A 16,686-nucleotide genomic window follows, 5' to 3' on the forward strand; every position below is an offset into this window, starting at 1 on the left:
CTTGCGCATGCTCGCCCTTCTTATCCAGACGCTGAACATCACGGCCCCGGTTTTCGCCATGCTGTTCATGGGCGTGCTGCTCAAACGCATCCACCTGATCGACGACAACTTCAACCGCGTCGCCTCGCAGCTGGTGTTCAATGTGTGCATGCCGGCGCTGCTGTTCCTTGGCATCTACCATGCCGATCTGTCCGCAGCGGTCAAACCCGGTGTCATGCTGTACTTCATCGCTGCCACCCTGGTCGGCTTCGCCATTGCCTGGGGCCTGGCCATCTGGCGCAGCCCGTTGGCCGACCGGGGCATCTATACCCAGGGCGCATTCCGCGGCAACAACGGCGTGATCGGCCTGGCCCTGGCTGCCAGCCTGTACGGTGACTATGGTATTTCCCTGGGGGCGGTGCTCGCCGGGCTGGTCATCCTCATGTACAACTCGCTGTCGGCGGTGGTGCTGGCGGTGTACAGCCCGGATCTGAAGTCCGACCCGTGGAGCATCTGCAAGAGCATTTTCAGCAACCCGTTGATCATCAGCGTGCTGGTGGCCACGCCGATGGCTTACGGCCAGGTGCCGCTGCCCAACTGGCTGCTGACGTCGGGCGACTACCTGGCGCAGATGACCCTGCCGCTGGCGTTGATCTGCATCGGTGGCACGTTGTCGCTGGCGGCGTTGCGTGACTGTGGCCGGCTGGCCATCGATGCCAGCCTGGTAAAAATGGTCTGCCTGCCGCTGCTGGGTACCCTTGGTGCCTGGCTGTGTGGTTTTCGTGGTGCGGAGTTGGGCATCCTGTTTCTGTACATCGGCAGCCCGACCGCGGCGGCCAGTTATGTGATGGCGCGGGCGGCCAACGGCAACCATGAGCTGGCCGCGTCGATCATCGTCATTACCACGCTAATGGCGGCGATCACCACCAACATTGGTATTTTCATCTTGCAGTGGGGCGGATGGATCTAGATCCTTGACTGCAAATAACAGCAACAACACTGCCTCACTGAGCTAAAGGACACTTCATGCAAGACCAGAGCACGCCCGAGCGGTTACAGCGCGGGTTGAAGAATCGCCATATCCAGCTGATCGCGCTGGGCGGGGCCATCGGTACCGGCTTGTTCCTGGGTATCGCCCAGACCATCCAGCTGGCCGGCCCCTCCGTGCTGCTGGGCTACGCCATCGCCGGCCTGATGGCCTTTCTGATCATGCGCCAGCTGGGCGAAATGGTGGTGGAAGAGCCGGTCGCAGGCAGCTTCAGCCACTTTGCCCACCAGTACTGGAGCGAGTTCGCAGGCTTTGTCTCGGGTTGGAACTACTGGGTGGTGTACGTCCTGGTCGGCATGGCCGAGCTGACGGCGGTCGGCATTTACGTGCAGTACTGGTGGCCGGACTTCCCCACCTGGGCCACGGCGGCGATTTTCTTCGTGGTGATCAACCTGATCAACCTGACCCAGGTGAAGGTCTACGGCGAGATGGAGTTCTGGTTCGCCCTGGTCAAGGTGGTGGCCATCGTCAGCATGATCGGCTTTGGCGCCTGGCTTTTGAGCAGCGGCCATGGTGGCCCGGATGCCAGTGTGGCCAACCTTTGGCAGTACGGTGGTTTCTTCCCTAACGGGGTCACCGGCCTGGTGATGGCGCTGGCGGTGATCATGTTCTCGTTCGGTGGCCTGGAGCTGGTGGGTATCACCGCCGCCGAGGCCGACAACCCGCGCCAGAGCATCCCCAAGGCCACCAACCAGGTGGTGTACCGCATCCTGATCTTCTACATCGGTGCCCTGGCGGTACTGTTGTCGCTGTACCCGTGGCAGAAAGTGGTGCAGGGCGGTAGCCCGTTCGTGATGATCTTCCACGAACTGGACAGCGACTTGGTGGCGACCATTCTCAATATCGTGGTGCTGACGGCTGCGCTGTCGGTTTACAACAGCTGTGTGTACGCCAACAGCCGTATGCTGTTCGGCCTGGCCAGCCAGGGCGATGCCCCACGCCAGCTGCTGAAGGTGAGCCGCAGTGGCGTGCCACTGACCGCATTGGGTGTGTCGGCGTTCGCGACCGGCCTGTGCGTGGTGATCAACTACCTCATGCCGGGTGAGGCCTTTGGTTTGCTGATGGCGCTGGCGGTGTCGGCGCTGGTGATCAACTGGGCGAGCATCAGCATTACCCACCTGAAGTTCCGCAAGGCCAAACTGGCTGCCGGCATCACCCCCTTCTACAAAAGCCTGGGGCACCCGCTGACCAACTATCTGTGCCTGGCGTTCATCGTGCTGATTCTGGTGGTGATGTACCTGACCCCGCCGATTCGCATCTCGGTGATGCTGATCCCAGCGTGGATTGCCGTGCTGTGGGTGGCCTTCAAGATGAAGAAGGCTCGCCAAGCCAAATAGGTAAGGCCGTACCAGCCTCTTCGCGGGCGCGCCCGCTCCCACAGGTACAGCACAGGTTTCAAGGCCTGTGGGGGCTCAGTGGGAGCGGGCGTGCCCGCGCAGAGGCCGGGCTTGAAAAGGGCTGTATCAGCCTTGGTAGCTGTCGATCACTTCCTGTGCCGCCCTGAAGGCATCGATCGCCGCCGGCACGCCCGCATACACTGCGCAATGCAGCAACGCCTCGCGGATTTCCTCGACTGTGCAGCCATTGTTCAGCGCCCCGCGCACATGCCCCTTGAGCTCCTGCGGGCACTTCAGCGCGGTCAGCGTGGCCAGGGTGATCAGGCTGCGGGTTTTCAACGGTAGCCCGTCGCGGGCCCACACGCTGCCCCAGGCATGTTCATTGACGAAGTCCTGCAGCGGCTGGGTGAAGTCGGTGGCATTGCCCAGCGCGCGGTCGACGAAAGCGTCACCCATTACCTGGCGGCGAATCTGCTCGCCGGTCGTCTTGCTATCAGCCATGTTGTTTTCCTTAGTGTTGGCGGCGCCAGGCACGCACGGTGGTGTACAGCAACACCATCGCGAGCACCGGCAGTGCATAGAACAGCATCAATTTTTCCAGGCGGCCGGCCAGCGGCATACCCATGGTGAAGGCCGCCACGTGCAGGCCGTAGGCTACGTACAGGCAAAGGAACACCAGGCCTTCGGCGCGGGTGATGCGGTAGCCGGAATAGAACACTGGCAGGCTCAGCACGGCAACGCCGAGCATTACCGGCAGGTCGAAAGACAGCGCATTGGGCGAGATCGACAGTGGCTGTGGGGTGACTAGTGCGGTCAGCCCCAGAACGGCCAGCAGGTTGAACAGGTTGCTGCCGATCACTGTGCCCACGGCGATCTCCCGTTCGCCACGCAAGGCGGCGATCAGCGCGGCGGCCAGTTCCGGCAGGGAGGTGCAGATGGCGACCACCGTCAGGCCGATGATGCGCTCGGACAGGCCCAGGTCTGTGGCCACTTCGACGGCGGCTTCCAGCAGCAAGTGGCCTGCCAGGCTAAGCAGGCCGAGGCCGACCAGCACTTGCAGCAGCGTGCCTGACCAGAAGCGCCCGGCGCTGGCCCTGGCGCTGTCCGGGGCGGGGTAGGTGCGTGCATAGTGGCGGGACTGGTGCCAGAGCATTGCCAGGTAGCCGGCCAGCCCCAGCAGTAGCAGCGCTCCTTCGGCTCGGCCCAGGTGGCCATTGGCGGACAGTGCGTACACCAGCCCGCTGGCGATGATCATCAACGGAATGTCCAGGCGCACCAGTTGGCGTGATACGCGTAGCGGGATGATCAGTGCCGCCAGGCCGAGAATCACCAGGACGTTGAAGATGTTGCTGCCGATCACGCTGCCTACCGCCACATCTGGCGCGCCCTGGTAGGCCGCCTGCAGGCTTACGGTCAGTTGTGGCGCGGTACTGCCGAAGGCCACCAGGCTCAGGCCGATGATCAGCGGGCGCACGTGCAGGCGCTGCGCCAGGCGCAACGCGACGCGCACCAGTAGCTCGGCGCCGCCGATCAGCAACAGCAGGGCGATGCCCAGTTGCAGCAGGCTAAAGGTAGGGAGGGTGGCCAGGTCGAAAATGGTCGGACTCCTGTCGTGTCAGTCGCTAAGCCCTTGTACTCGCACGCGGGCCGTTCCGCTACGGAGCATGCCGATTTTTTCGGCGGCGGCGCGTGACAGGTCGATCAGGCGACCACGGGTGTGCGGGCCACGGTCGTTGATGCGTACTACCACACTGCGCTGGTTGGCCATGTTGGTGACCCGTACGCGGGTGCCGAAAGGCAGGCTGCGGTGGGCGGCGGTAAGGCCGTTTTGGTTGAAGGGTTCGCCGCTGGCGGTGCGTTTGCCGTGGTGGCGCGAGCCGTAATAGGAAGCGGTGCCCGTCTGGTCGTAGCCGCGAGGGTCGATGTCGTGGCTGGCGCAGCCGGCCAGGAAGGAGAAGAGGGCCAGGGTGCCGAGGGATCGTTTTAGCAAGTCAGGTGCTCTCCAGTGCGGCCATTCGCGGCTAAAGCCGCTCCCACAGGTACCTGTGGGAGCGGGCTTGCCCGCGAACGAGGGCCAAGCCCTCGCCGATTTTCAGGTCACCCTTCGAGCTTGGCCTTGAGCAATTGGTTCACCTGCCCCGGGTTGGCCTTGCCTTTGGAGGCTTTCATGGCCTGACCGACGAAGAAGCCGAACATCTTGCCACGCTTGGCCTCATCGGCTGCGCGGTACTGTTCGACCTGCTCGGCATTGGCTGCCAGCATTTCGTCGAGCATCTTGTCGATCGCGCCGGTGTCGGTAACCTGTTTCAGGCCTTTGCTTTCGATGATGCTGTCGGCATCGCCTTCACCGGCGGCCATGGCCTCGAACACGGTCTTGGCGATCTTGCCGCTGATGGTGTTGTCGCGGATGCGCAGCAGCATGCCACCCAGCTGAGCGGAGCTGACCGGCGCCTGGTCGATTTCCACACCCAGCTTGTTCAGCAGGCTGCCCAGTTCGACCATGACCCAGTTGGCTGCCAGCTTGGCATCGCCACCGATCTTCACCACTTCTTCGAAGTAGTCCGCCTGTTCGCGGCTGGAAGCCAGCACGTTGGCGTCGTAGGCCGACAGGCCGTACTGGCTCTGGAAGCGCTCGACCTTCTGGGGTGGCAGCTCCGGCAGGCCGGCGCGCACCGTTTCGAGGAAGCTGTCCTCGATGACCACTGGCAGCAGGTCCGGGTCGGGGAAGTAGCGGTAGTCGTTGGCTTCCTCCTTGCTGCGCATGGAGCGGGTTTCGTCCTTGTTCGGGTCGTACAGGCGGGTTTCCTGCACCACCTTGCCGCCGTCCTCGATCAGGTCGATCTGGCGCTGGATTTCGCTGTTGATCGCACGCTCGATGAAGCGGAACGAGTTGACGTTCTTGATCTCGCAGCGGGTGCCGAACTCGGCCTGGCCTTTCGGGCGGATCGACACGTTGCAGTCGCAACGCAGCGAGCCTTCGGCCATGTTGCCATCGCAGATGCCCAGGTAGCGCACCAGCGCGTGGATCGCCTTGACATAAGCCACGGCTTCCTTGGCGCTGCGCATGTCCGGCTCGGAGACGATTTCCAGCAGCGGGGTGCCGGCACGGTTCAGGTCGATGCCGGTGGAGCCGCTGAAGTCTTCGTGCAGGCTCTTGCCGGCGTCTTCTTCCAGGTGCGCGCGGGTTACGCCGATGCGCTTGATGGTGCCGTCTTCCAGGGCGATGTCCAGGTGGCCCTTGCCGACGATCGGCAGGTCCATCTGGCTGATCTGGTAGCCCTTGGGCAGGTCCGGGTAGAAGTAGTTCTTGCGCGCGAACACGTTGCGCTTGCCGATTTCGGCATCGATGGCCAGGCCGAACATGCACGCCATTCGCACGGCTTCCTGGTTCAGCACCGGCAGTACGCCAGGCATGCCCAGGTCAACCAGGCTGGCCTGGGTGTTCGGCTCGGAGCCAAAGGTGGTGGCGCTGCCGGAGAAAATCTTCGACTGGGTGGCGAGCTGAGTGTGGATTTCCAGCCCGATCACAACTTCCCATTGCATGTGTGAATTCCTCAGAAGCCGTTGGGGGCGCGGGTGTGCCAGTCGGTCACTTGCTGGTAGCGGTGCGCGACGTTGAGCAAGCGGCCTTCCTGGAAGTAAGGCGCCAGCAGTTGCACGCCGACCGGCAGGCCGTCGACGAAGCCGGCTGGCATCGACAGGCCCGGCAGGCCCGCCAGGTTGGCGGTAATGGTGTAGACGTCTTCCAGGTAGGCGGCGACCGGGTCGCTGCTCTTGGCGCCCAGCTTCCAGGCCGGGTTTGGCGTGGTCGGGCCGAGGATCAGGTCGACATCGTTGAACGCGGCCATGAAGTCGTTCTTGATCAGGCGGCGGATCTGCTGCGCCTTCACGTAGTAGGCGTCGTAGTAGCCAGCCGACAAGGCGTAGGTGCCGACCATGATGCGGCGCTGTACTTCAACGCCGAAGCCTTCGCCACGGGAGCGCTTGTACAGGTCGGTGAGGTCTTTCGGCTCTTCGCAGCGGTAGCCGAAGCGCACGCCATCGAAACGCGAGAGGTTGGAAGAGGCTTCAGCCGGGGCGATCACGTAGTAGGCCGGGATGGCGTGCTGCATGTTCGGCAGGCTGATTTCCTTGACCACCGCGCCGAGTTTTTCCAGCTCTTTGACGCTGGCCTGGACCAGCTCGGCGATGCGTGGGTCGAGGCCGGCGCCGAAGTACTCTTTCGGCAGGCCGATGCGCAGGCCCTGCAGCGAAGCGTTGAGGTTGGCGCTGTAGTCCGGCACCGGCTCTTCGATGCTGGTGGAGTCCTTGGCGTCGAAGCCGGCCATGCCTTGCAGCAGCAGGGCGCAGTCCTCGGCGGTGCGGGCCAGCGGGCCGCCCTGGTCGAGGCTGGAGGCGTAGGCGATCATGCCCCAGCGCGACACGCGACCGTACGTCGGCTTGAGGCCGGTGAGGTTGGTCAGTGCCGCTGGCTGGCGGATCGAGCCGCCGGTGTCGGTGCCGGTGGTGGCCGGCAGCAGGCGCGCGGCCACTGCGGCAGCCGAACCACCCGACGAGCCGCCTGGGACGTGCTCGAGGTTCCACGGGTTCTTCACCGCGCCATAGTGGCTGGACTCGTTGGCCGAACCCATGGCGAATTCGTCCATGTTGGTCTTGCCCAGGGTGACCATGCCGGCTTCGGCCAGCTTGGCGACCACGGTGGCGTCATACGGCGCCTTGAAGTTGTCGAGCATCTTCGAGCCGCAGCTGGTGCGTACGCCGTTGGTGCAGAACAGGTCTTTGTGGGCGATCGGCGCACCCAGCAGCGCGCCGGTTTCGCCAGCGGCGCGACGGGCGTCGGCGGCACGCGCCTGGCCCAGGGCCAGGTCTTCGGTGACGCTGATAAAGCTGTTGATTTGCGGGTCGAGCTGCTTGATGCGCGCCAACAGCGCGCCGGTCAGCTCTTCGGAAGAAAACGATTTGTCGGCGAGTCCGCGGGCGATCTCGGCCAGGGTCAATTGATGCATGGCAGGCTCTATCCCTTACTCGATGACTTTGGGAACCAGGTACAGACCGCTTTCGGTCGACGGCGCGATCGCCTGGTAGGCATCACGCTGGTTGCTTTCGGTGACCTGGTCGGGGCGCAGGCGCTGGCTGGCTTCCAGCGGGTGGGCCAAGGGCTCGATACCCGTGGTATCGACCGCTTGCATCTGGTCGACCAGCCCGAGAATGCTGTTCAGGGCGTCGGTAATGCGTGGCAGTTCGCCATCATTCAGGCCCAGGCGGGCCAGATGGGCGATCTTTTCCACGTCGCAGCGTTCAAGCGCCATGAGGATCTCCAAGGGAAACAAAGAACGGAATTTGGGTCCGCGGTGAGGAACATGTCAGCTTTCTGACGGTCTAACGGCCGCGAATTTCTGCTGGCGTGCTCGGAAAAACAGCCAATTTAACATATTGGCTCCTTGCCCAAAATCCCTGCCATTGTTAGAGTTTGCCGCACTTTTTTACCCACGCTTTCCCCAGGGTCACTTTCCCATGTTCAAGAAACTGCGTGGCATGTTTTCCAGCGATCTTTCCATCGACCTGGGTACTGCCAACACCCTTATTTACGTGCGTGAGCGCGGTATCGTCCTGAATGAGCCCTCGGTTGTTGCCATCCGTACCCATGGCAACCAGAAAAGCGTCGTCGCCGTCGGTACCGAAGCCAAACGCATGCTGGGCCGCACGCCCGGCAACATTGCTGCCATTCGTCCGATGAAGGACGGCGTAATCGCCGACTTCAGCGTGTGCGAAAAAATGTTGCAATATTTTATCAACAAGGTTCACGAGAACAGCTTCCTGCAGCCAAGCCCGCGTGTGCTGATCTGCGTGCCGTGCAAGTCGACCCAGGTAGAGCGCCGCGCCATTCGCGAGTCGGCACTGGGTGCCGGTGCCCGTGAAGTGTTCCTGATCGAAGAGCCTATGGCCGCTGCCATCGGTGCCGGCCTGCCGGTCGAAGAGGCGCGTGGTTCGATGGTCGTCGATATCGGTGGTGGTACCACTGAAATCGCCCTGATCTCGCTGAACGGCGTGGTCTATGCCGAGTCCGTCCGCGTTGGCGGCGACCGCTTCGATGAAGCCATCGTCACCTACGTGCGCCGCAACTACGGCAGCCTGATCGGCGAGTCCACCGCCGAACGCATCAAGCAGGAAATCGGTACTGCCTACCCAGGCGGCGAAGTACGTGAAGTCGACGTGCGCGGCCGTAACCTGGCCGAAGGTGTACCGCGTGCCTTCACCCTGAACTCCAACGAAGTGCTCGAAGCGCTGCAGGAGTCGCTGGCGACCATCGTCCAGGCGGTCAAGAGCGCCCTCGAGCAATCGCCGCCGGAGCTGGCCTCGGACATCGCCGAGCGTGGCCTGGTGTTGACCGGTGGTGGTGCGCTGCTGCGTGACCTCGACAAGCTGCTGGCCCAGGAAACCGGCCTGCCGGTGATCGTTGCCGAGGACCCGCTGACCTGTGTCGCCCGTGGCGGCGGTCGCGCCCTGGAAATGATGGACAAGCACGCGATGGACCTGCTCTCCAGCGAGTGATCCCGCTCGCTGTTCACGAGCGCCCGGTTTACAGGTAGTACGCACAGTGCTACCTGTATGTGCTGGGCTGGCGCCCGTTTGCGGCGCCGTATCCGTCAACCCGCAACCAGGCTGGTGCGTTGTCCCATGTCCAATGACCTCCTGAGTCGTCCACGAGGAACGGCCCATTAAACCGCTTTTCTCCAAGGGCCCTTCGCTGGGCGTTCGCCTGCTCGTTCTGGTGGTGATGTCTGTCGCGTTGATGGTTGTCGACGCGCGTTTCGACGTGCTCAAGCCCGTGCGCAGCCAGATGGGCCTGGTGCTGATGGAGTCGTACTGGATCACCGACTTGCCGCAGCGTGCCTGGCAAGGCGTGGCCGGCCAGTTCGGTAGCCGCACCGAGCTGATCGCCGAAAACGAGAAGCTCAAGACCGAAGCCCTGCTGCTGCAAGGGCGCCTGCAAAAGCTGGCGGCCCTGACCGAGCAGAACGTGCGGCTGCGCGAGTTGCTCAACTCCTCGGCGCTGGTCAACGAAAAGGTCGAAGTGGCCGAGCTGATCGGTGTCGACCCCAACCCGTTCACCCATCGCATCCTGATCAACAAGGGTGAGCGTGATGGTGTGTTCCTGGGTCAGCCGGTGCTCGATGCCCGTGGCTTGATGGGCCAAGTGGTCGAGTTGATGCCCTACACCTCGCGGGTGCTGTTGCTGACCGACACTACCCACAGCATTCCGGTGCAGGTCAACCGCAACGGCTTGCGTGCCATCGCCAGCGGCACCGGCAACCCGGAGCGCCTGGAGCTGCGCCATGTGGCCGACACCGCCGACATCAAGGAAGGCGACCTGCTGGTCAGTTCCGGCATGGGTCAGCGGTTCCCGGCCGGCTACCCGGTGGCCACGGTCAACGAAGTGATCCACGACTCCGGTCAGCCATTCGCCATCGTCCGTGCCATCCCCACGGCCGCGCTCAACCGCAGCCGCTACATGTTGCTGGTGTTCAGCGACCGGCGTAGCCCGGAGCAGCGTGCCACCGATGCCGCCATTGCCCAGGAAGAAGCCGACCGCAAGGGCGTTGCGCCTGCTGGCCAACCGGCCACTACCGGTGATCAGGCTGTACCTGCCGTTGCTGCGCCTGCCGTGCCGGCCACACCGGCAACTCCGGCTACACCGGTCGCGCAGCCTGCGGCCCCGGTTGCCGCACCGGCCACGCCGGCCGCACCCGCTCACCCCCGGAGACAATGATGGCTGCATCACGCCGCAACAACGGCTGGGTCATCTGGCTGACTTTCGCCATCGGCCTGCTGCTCAGCGTTTCGCCCATGCCGCAGTTCATGGAAGTGTTCCGGCCCATGTGGCTGGCCTTGCTGGTGTCGTTCTGGACCCTCGCCGTGCCGAACAAGGTCGGCATGACCACGGCGTTCTTGCTGGGTCTGGCCGAGGATGTGCTGTATGGCACCTTGCTGGGGCAGAACGCGCTGATCCTTACCCTCATCACCTTCCTGGTGCTGTCCCTGCAGCAGCGCTTGCGCATGTTCCCCATGTGGCAGCAGAGCCTGGTCATACTGGTGATCTTCGGCATCGCCCAGCTGATTCAGCTGTGGCTCAGCGCATTGACTGGCAACCGTCTGCCTACCCTGGCGCTGGTCTGGTCTGCAGTGATCAGTGCCTTGCTCTGGCCGTGGATCAGCTTCGCCCTGCGCGACCTGCGCCGACGCTTGCATATCAACTGACGGCAACGCGCCACTGACAGGGAGATGTCTGCATGAACCCGCTATACCTGGCCTCCGGCTCGCCCCGTCGTCGTGAATTGCTGACCCAGATCGGCGTGCCTTTCAGCGTTGTCAGCGCGCCCATCGATGAAACCCCGCTACCCAACGAAAGCGCCCCGGCCTACGTCGAACGCCTGGCCCGGGCCAAGGCTGCCGCTGGCCTGGCCAATGTCGAGGGCCCGGCTGTGGTGCTCGGCGCGGACACGGCGGTGGTGCTCGATGGTCGTATTCTCGGCAAGCCGGAAAACCGCGAAGATGCCTTGGCCATGCTGGCCGACCTGTCAGGCCGCGAACATCAGGTACTGACGGCAGTCGCTCTCGTCGAAGGCCTGCGTGTGCAGAGCGTTTGCGTGACCAGCACGGTGCGTTTTCGAACCATCGGCACCGATGAAGCGCAACGCTACTGGGAAAGTGGCGAGCCGGCGGACAAGGCTGGCGGCTACGCCATTCAGGGGTTGGCCGCGGTGTTCGTCACCGGCCTTACCGGCAGCTACTCGGCGGTGGTCGGCTTGCCGCTCAGCGAAACGGCCGATTTGCTTGGCCAGTTCGGCATCACCTGCTGGCAATCGCTCGCGCATACGCCAGAGGTAACAAACCCGCGGTAGCCAGCAGTGCATACGCCATCCATCATTACAAAAGACCTTTGACGAGAGCCTGCCATGAGTGAAGAGATCCTGATCAACATCACCCCGATGGAGTCACGTGTGGCGGTGGTGGAAAACGGGGTGCTGCAGGAAGTGCACGTCGAGCGCACCCAGCGCCGTGGCATCGTCGGCAATATCTACAAGGGCAAGGTGGTGCGTGTACTGCCGGGCATGCAGGCGGCGTTCGTCGACATCGGCCTGGAGCGCGCGGCGTTTATCCATGCGTCGGAAATATCCCAGCGCGAAGGCTCGGCGGTGGAGAACATCACCGCATTGGTTCACGAAGGCCAGGCCTTGGTGGTGCAGGTGACCAAGGACCCGATCGGCACCAAAGGGGCGCGCCTGACCACCCAGCTGTCGATCCCGTCGCGTTACCTGGTGTACATGCCGCGCAGCAGCCACGTCGGTATCTCGCTGAAAATCGAGGACGAAGCCGAGCGCGAGCGCCTCAAGCAGGTGGTCAGCGACTGCATGGACAGCGAGAACATCAAGGATGCCGGTGGCTTCATCCTGCGCACCGCCGCCGAGGGCGCGCGTGCCGAAGAAATCTTGCAGGACATCCGCTACCTGCGCCGCTTGTGGGAGCAGATTGGCACGCAGATCAAGACCTGCGGCGCGCCCACGGTCATCTACGAAGACCTGGGCCTGGCCCTGCGTACCCTGCGCGACCTGGTCAACCCCAAGATCGAAAAGATCCGCATCGACTCGCGGGAAACCTTCCAGAAGACCACGCAGTTCGTCGGCGAGCTGATGCCAGAAATTGCCGATCGCCTGGAACACTACCCAGGCGAGCGACCAATTTTTGACTTGTACGGCGTCGAAGACGAGATCCAGCGTGCCCTGGAGCGCAAGGTACCGCTGAAGTCCGGCGGTTACCTGGTGGTCGACCCGGCCGAAGCGATGACCACCATCGACGTCAACACCGGGGCGTTCGTCGGCCATCGCAACCTCGAAGAGACCATCTTCAAGACCAACCTCGAAGCCGCCACTGCCATCGCCCGGCAACTGCGCCTGCGCAACATTGGCGGCATCATCATCATCGACTTCATCGACATGGAAGACGAGGAGCACCAGCGCCAGGTGCTGCGTACCCTGGAAAAGCAGTTGGAGCGCGATCACGCCAAGACCAACATCATCGGTATCACCGAGCTGGGCCTGGTGCAGATGACCCGCAAGCGCACGCGGGAAAGCCTGGAGCAGGTGCTGTGCGAGCCGTGCCTGGCCTGCCAGGGCCGCGGCAAGCTGAAAACGCCCGAGACCATTTGTTACGAAATCTTCCGCGAGATCCTCCGCGAGGCCCGTGCTTACCAGGCCGAAGGCTACCGTGTGCTGGCCAACCAGAAGGTGGTCGATCGCCTGCTGGATGAGGAGTCGGGCAACGTGGCGGAACTGGAAACCTTCATCGGCCGAACCATTCGCTTCCAGGTCGAGTCGATGTATTCGCAGGAACAATACGACGTGGTGCTGCTCTGAGGCCTTCTGAAATACGCCGCGGCATCGCCGGGCTGGCAAAACCGGCACTACGGGCCATGATGGATAAACGACTTGGAGGGCCACGGCCATGGGACGTCTGAACCGCGTTCTTGTCGCCCTGACCCGCTGGGGGCTGGGCATATGCGCCCTGCTGGCGGTATTGGTGGCGCTGTATGTCAGCCTCGGCCGCGAGCTGGTGCCGCTGGTGGCCGAGTACCGCGCCGATGTAGAGAGCAAGGCCGAGCAGGCCCTGGGCCTGCCCGTGCATGTGGGCGCGCTGGAGGGCCGCTGGAGCGGGCTGGCACCGGTGCTGCGGGTGCGCGACTTGCAATTGGGCGAAGGCGCCACGGCGCTGCGCCTGGATGAGGTCATGGTGGTGCCCGACGTCTGGGCCAGCCTCACCGCCCGCGAAGTGCGCCTGGCGCGCATTCAGCTGGGCGGCCTGCAGCTGATTCTGCGCGAGAATGAGCAGGGCGCCTGGAACCTCGAAGGCCTACCGAAAAAGGACGATGCGCCACTGGACCCGGCCGACCTGCTGCAGCGCCTGCGCCAGCTAGGCCGCGTCGATGTATTCGACAGCCAGGTCACCCTGCACCCCTGGCAGCGCGACCCGCTTACCCTGACTTATGTGAGTGCTGGCCTGCAGGCCGGGGCAACACGCCAGGCCGTTGACCTGCGGGCGACCTTGCCTGACGGCCAGCCCTTGGCGCTGACCCTGCGCAGCCGTATGTCGGCCAAGGCCTGGCGCGATGGCCAGGTCGAAGCTTATCTGAGCCTGCCGCAAAGCGACTGGTCGCATTGGTTGCCGCCCAGCCTGCTGGGGCAGTGGCACGCTGACACCTTGCGTGCGGGTGGTGAGTTCTGGGTCGACTGGAGCAAGGGGCAGTTGCAGCAGGCCGTAGTACGGCTCAACGCGCCCGAACTAGAAGGCGCCTACGCCGGACGCAAGGCAGCCAAACTGAATAACTTGGCCTTGGGTGCCTGGTTCCAGCGCCGGGAGCAGGGCTTCGATGTGGTGCTCGACTCGTTGGCCATGGACATCGGCAAGACCCGCTGGGAATCGCACCTGCAACTGCAGCAGCGCCCTGGCCAGAGTGCAGCCGATGAAAGCTGGCAAGTGCAGGCCGACCGCCTGGACCTGACGCCACTGACCCCGCTGATCGATGCCCTGGCACCCCTGCCAAACAAAGTCATGGAGGTGGTCGATGGCTTGAAGGTGACCGGCGCGCTGCGCAATGTGCGCCTGGAGGCCAGGCCCAAGGCCGAAGGTGATCAGCGCCTGCGGTTCGCCGCCAACCTGGAAAAGGTCGGCTTCGAGGCTTACCACAATGCCCCGGCCGCCGGTAACGTCAGTGGCAGTATCAGCGGTGACCTGGGGCACGGTGAGCTGCGCCTGGATACCGATGCGTTCATGCTGCATCTGTACCCCATCTTCGCCAAACCTTGGCACTACCAGAAGGCCAATGCACAGCTGACCTGGACCTTGGACAAGGACGGTTTCACCCTGATCGCGCCGTACCTCAAGGTGCTGGGCGAGGAGGGCAAAATCGCCGGCGACTTCCTGATCCGCCTGTTGTTCGAGGAAGGCCGCGAGGACTACATGGACCTGCGCGTCGGTCTGACCGACGGCGATGGTCGCTATACCGCCAAATACCTGCCCGAAGTGCTCAGCCCGGCGCTCGACGAGTGGCTGCGCAGCGCCATCGTCAAAGGTGCGGTGGATGAAGGTTACTTCCAGTACCAGGGCTCGTTGAATCATGGCGCGGCGCCAGAGGCGCGCAGCATCAGCCTGTTCTTCAAGGTGCATGACGCGGCCCTGGACTTCCAGCCCGGCTGGCCGCAAGTGCAGCATGTGGATGGCGATGTGTTCATCGAGGACAGCGGCGTGCGCATCAAGGCCCAGCGCGGCGTGTTGCTCGACACCAAGGTCAGCGATGTACAGGTCGATATCCCGCATGTCGATGGCGATCAGCACAGCCACCTTTACCTGGATGGCGATTTCGACGGCAGCCTGGGCGATGGCCTGAAAATCCTCAAGGAAGCGCCAATCGGCACCGGTGAGATTTTCGCCGGCTGGGAAGGTGAGGGGCCGCTCAAGGGCAAGGTCAAGCTCGACATCCCGCTGGCCCATGGGCAGCGGCCGAAAGTGCAGGTGGACTTCGCCACCAGCGATGCGCGGCTTAAAGTCGCCCCACCTAGCCTGGAATTGAACCGCCTGAAGGGTGACTTCAGCTTCGACTTCGACAAGGGCCTGAGTGGCAAGGGCATCAGCTTGCAGGCCTTCGGCAAGCCGGTAACGGCGCAAATTACCGCTGAAGGCCAAGCTGGGCAGATGCAGACCCGCATCAATGCCAATGGCCAGGTGCCGCTCAAGGCGCTGACCGACTGGCTGCAGTTCAACCAGTCCTTGCCGGCGTCCGGCGACCTGCCGTACCAGTTGCAAGTCAGCCTGGGCAGCCGGGAAAACACCCTGAGCGTCACCTCCAGCCTCAAGGGCCTGGCGATCGACCTGCCGGCGCCGTTTGGCAAGGCGGCGGCGGATGCCCGCGACAGCCGTTTCAGCATGAACCTGCAAGGCCCGGAGCGGCGCTTCGATGCCGCCTACACCGACTTGGCCCGCTTTGCCTATGCCGCACCGGCCGACAAGCTGGCCCAGGGCCGTGGCGAGTTACTGCTGGGCACAGGTGACGCCCAGCTACCTGCCAGCCAGGGCCTGCGAGTGCGCGGGCATTTGCAGGCCCTGGACCTGGCCCCTTGGCAAGAGCAGGCGGCCCGCCTGGCCGGTGACGACCCCAGTGGCAGTGCGCGGCAGAACCTGCAAAGCGTCGACCTGAGCATCGGCCAGTTGAAAGCCTTCGGTATGGACTTGAATCAGGCCGTGGTACGGCTGGCCCGAGGTGGCCCGGCCTGGGACTTGCGCCTCGATAGCAAGGAAGTCATTGGCAACGCGCGAGTGCCGGATGCCAAGGGTGCGCCCATGGTCGTGCGCATGCAGACCTTGCGCCTGCCCGCCGCCAGCGCTGCTGAACAGCAGGCTGAAGACGGCCCGGACCCGCTGGCCTCGTTCGACCCGCGCAAGGTCCCGGCGCTGGACCTGAGCATCGACAAGCTCTACCGCGGTGACGACCTCTTCGGCAGCGCTTCGATCAAGCTGCGGCCGACTGCGCGTGGCGTTACCGCCAGCGATATCGACCTTGACTTCAAAGGCTTGCGCATCGATGGCGGTGGCGGCTGGGAAGGTGAAACGGGCAAAACCAGCAGCTGGTACAAAGGGCGTCTGGACGGCAAGAACCTGGCGGATGTGCTCAAAGCCTGGGGCTTCGCTCCGACCGTGACCAGCCGCGACTTCCGCCTGGATGTGGATGGCCGCTGGCCGGGTTCGCCAGCTGCGGTGAGCCTGACGCATTTTTCGGGCAGCATGGACGCGGCGCTGCGCACGGGCCAGTTCGTCGAGGTTGAAGGCAGCGCCCAGGCACTGCGGGTGTTCGGCTTGCTCAACTTCAACTCGATTGGCCGGCGCCTGCGTCTGGACTTCTCCGACCTGTTCGACAAGGGCCTGGCCTATGACCGGGTCAAGGGTTTGCTGGTCGCCAGTAGCGGCGTGTACGTGACTCGCGAACCGATCACCGTGACCGGCCCGTCCAGCAACTTCGAACTGGATGGCACGTTGGACATGGTGCGTGACCGGGTGGATGCCAACCTGCAGGTGAGCCTGCCGGTGACCAACAACCTGCCGCTGGCGGCGTTGATCGTCGGCGCACCCGCTGTGGGCGGCGCGCTGTTCCTGGTCGACCGGCTGATCGGTGACCGTGTGTCGCGCTTTGCCAGCGTGCACTACCGTGTCGAAGGCCCGTGGAAAGAGCCTAGAATCACATTTGTGAAACCTTTCGAGAAATCCCGCTAGGAG

14 protein-coding genes are annotated in these 16,686 nt (G+C 63.7%); 8 read left to right on the forward strand and 6 right to left on the reverse strand.

Annotation, left to right across the window (positions count from 1 at the left end; all coding sequences use genetic code 11):
• The first annotated feature begins 7 nt into the window (after positions 1-7).
• Together ACNFBR_RS03350 and ACNFBR_RS03355 are read left to right on the forward strand one after the other, a co-directional pair.
• The gene (locus ACNFBR_RS03350; RefSeq protein WP_416733659.1) at positions 8-949 is read left to right on the forward strand and encodes an AEC family transporter; all 942 of its coding nucleotides are present in this window, start codon (positions 8-10) and stop codon (positions 947-949) included.
• Between the two features lie 56 nt (positions 950-1,005).
• Complete coding sequence (locus ACNFBR_RS03355; protein ID WP_416733660.1) at positions 1,006-2,364, forward strand: amino acid permease; 1,359 nt, start codon at positions 1,006-1,008, stop codon at positions 2,362-2,364.
• Positions 2,365-2,490: 126 nt separating this feature from the next.
• On the opposite strand, the gene ACNFBR_RS03360 is transcribed toward ACNFBR_RS03355, so the two are convergent.
• The 6 genes from ACNFBR_RS03360 to gatC form a co-directional block, all read right to left on the reverse strand.
• Complete coding sequence (locus ACNFBR_RS03360; RefSeq protein ID WP_416733661.1) at positions 2,491-2,865, reverse strand: carboxymuconolactone decarboxylase family protein; 375 nt, start codon at positions 2,863-2,865, stop codon at positions 2,491-2,493.
• A gap of 10 nt (positions 2,866-2,875) precedes the next feature.
• Positions 2,876-3,919: a calcium/sodium antiporter gene (locus ACNFBR_RS03365; protein WP_416734023.1), complete on the reverse strand. Its 1,044-nt coding sequence runs from the start codon at positions 3,917-3,919 to the stop codon at positions 2,876-2,878.
• A 60-nt stretch (positions 3,920-3,979) separates the two neighbouring features.
• Complete coding sequence (locus tag ACNFBR_RS03370) at positions 3,980-4,354, reverse strand: septal ring lytic transglycosylase RlpA family protein (protein ID WP_416733662.1); 375 nt, start codon at positions 4,352-4,354, stop codon at positions 3,980-3,982.
• 107 nt (positions 4,355-4,461) lie between these two features.
• Positions 4,462-5,907: an Asp-tRNA(Asn)/Glu-tRNA(Gln) amidotransferase subunit GatB gene (gene gatB, locus ACNFBR_RS03375; protein WP_416733663.1), complete on the reverse strand. Its 1,446-nt coding sequence runs from the start codon at positions 5,905-5,907 to the stop codon at positions 4,462-4,464.
• An 11-nt stretch (positions 5,908-5,918) separates the two neighbouring features.
• Complete coding sequence (gene gatA, locus ACNFBR_RS03380) at positions 5,919-7,370, reverse strand: Asp-tRNA(Asn)/Glu-tRNA(Gln) amidotransferase subunit GatA (RefSeq protein ID WP_416733664.1); 1,452 nt, start codon at positions 7,368-7,370, stop codon at positions 5,919-5,921.
• Positions 7,371-7,385: 15 nt separating this feature from the next.
• On the reverse strand, positions 7,386-7,673 hold the full coding sequence (gene gatC, locus ACNFBR_RS03385) for an Asp-tRNA(Asn)/Glu-tRNA(Gln) amidotransferase subunit GatC (RefSeq protein ID WP_003255165.1): 288 nt from the start codon (positions 7,671-7,673) through the stop codon (positions 7,386-7,388).
• A gap of 205 nt (positions 7,674-7,878) precedes the next feature.
• On the opposite strand from gatC, the gene mreB reads away from it, so the two are divergent.
• The 6 genes from mreB to ACNFBR_RS03415 all read left to right on the forward strand — a co-directional run bounded on the left by mreB (position 7,879) and on the right by ACNFBR_RS03415 (position 16,683).
• Positions 7,879-8,916 (forward strand): rod shape-determining protein MreB, encoded by a 1,038-nt coding sequence (gene mreB / locus ACNFBR_RS03390; protein ID WP_003255163.1) that lies wholly within the window; start codon positions 7,879-7,881, stop codon positions 8,914-8,916.
• A 166-nt stretch (positions 8,917-9,082) separates the two neighbouring features.
• The gene (mreC, locus tag ACNFBR_RS03395) at positions 9,083-10,135 is read left to right on the forward strand and encodes a rod shape-determining protein MreC (protein WP_416734024.1); all 1,053 of its coding nucleotides are present in this window, start codon (positions 9,083-9,085) and stop codon (positions 10,133-10,135) included.
• Positions 10,135-10,623 (forward strand): rod shape-determining protein MreD, encoded by a 489-nt coding sequence (gene mreD, locus ACNFBR_RS03400; RefSeq protein ID WP_012270641.1) that lies wholly within the window; start codon positions 10,135-10,137, stop codon positions 10,621-10,623. Before mreC ends, mreD begins: the two co-directional genes overlap by 1 nt.
• Before the next feature lie 32 nt (positions 10,624-10,655).
• A complete protein-coding gene (locus tag ACNFBR_RS03405; RefSeq protein ID WP_416733665.1) occupies positions 10,656-11,267 on the forward strand; it encodes a Maf family protein in 612 nt (203 codons plus the stop codon).
• Between the two features lie 54 nt (positions 11,268-11,321).
• Complete coding sequence (gene rng, locus ACNFBR_RS03410) at positions 11,322-12,779, forward strand: ribonuclease G (RefSeq protein WP_416733666.1); 1,458 nt, start codon at positions 11,322-11,324, stop codon at positions 12,777-12,779.
• 88 nt (positions 12,780-12,867) lie between these two features.
• Positions 12,868-16,683 (forward strand): YhdP family protein, encoded by a 3,816-nt coding sequence (locus tag ACNFBR_RS03415; RefSeq protein ID WP_416733667.1) that lies wholly within the window; start codon positions 12,868-12,870, stop codon positions 16,681-16,683.
• Positions 16,684-16,686: the final 3 nt, after the last annotated feature.

Origin of the sequence: Pseudomonas sp. NY11955 (assembly GCF_048068035.1) — a bacterium.
Classification (GTDB): domain Bacteria; phylum Pseudomonadota; class Gammaproteobacteria; order Pseudomonadales; family Pseudomonadaceae; genus Aquipseudomonas.

Bases quoted from the DNA above. Each gene is read 5' to 3' on its own strand.
- gatC (WP_003255165.1), bottom strand. From the start codon at position 7,673: ATGGCGCTTGAACGCTGCGACGTGGAAAAGATCGCCCATCTGGCCCGC.
- ACNFBR_RS03360 (WP_416733661.1), bottom strand. From the start codon at position 2,865: ATGGCTGATAGCAAGACGACCGGCGAGCAGATTCGCCGCCAGGTAATG.
- ACNFBR_RS03350 (WP_416733659.1), top strand. From the start codon at position 8: ATGCTCGCCCTTCTTATCCAGACGCTGAACATCACGGCCCCGGTTTTC.
- ACNFBR_RS03415 (WP_416733667.1), top strand. From the start codon at position 12,868: ATGGGACGTCTGAACCGCGTTCTTGTCGCCCTGACCCGCTGGGGGCTG.
- mreD (WP_012270641.1), top strand. From the start codon at position 10,135: ATGGCTGCATCACGCCGCAACAACGGCTGGGTCATCTGGCTGACTTTC.
- ACNFBR_RS03405 (WP_416733665.1), top strand. From the start codon at position 10,656: ATGAACCCGCTATACCTGGCCTCCGGCTCGCCCCGTCGTCGTGAATTG.
- mreB (WP_003255163.1), top strand. From the start codon at position 7,879: ATGTTCAAGAAACTGCGTGGCATGTTTTCCAGCGATCTTTCCATCGAC.
- gatA (WP_416733664.1), bottom strand. From the start codon at position 7,370: ATGCATCAATTGACCCTGGCCGAGATCGCCCGCGGACTCGCCGACAAA.
- gatB (WP_416733663.1), bottom strand. From the start codon at position 5,907: ATGCAATGGGAAGTTGTGATCGGGCTGGAAATCCACACTCAGCTCGCC.
- rng (WP_416733666.1), top strand. From the start codon at position 11,322: ATGAGTGAAGAGATCCTGATCAACATCACCCCGATGGAGTCACGTGTG.
- ACNFBR_RS03355 (WP_416733660.1), top strand. From the start codon at position 1,006: ATGCAAGACCAGAGCACGCCCGAGCGGTTACAGCGCGGGTTGAAGAAT.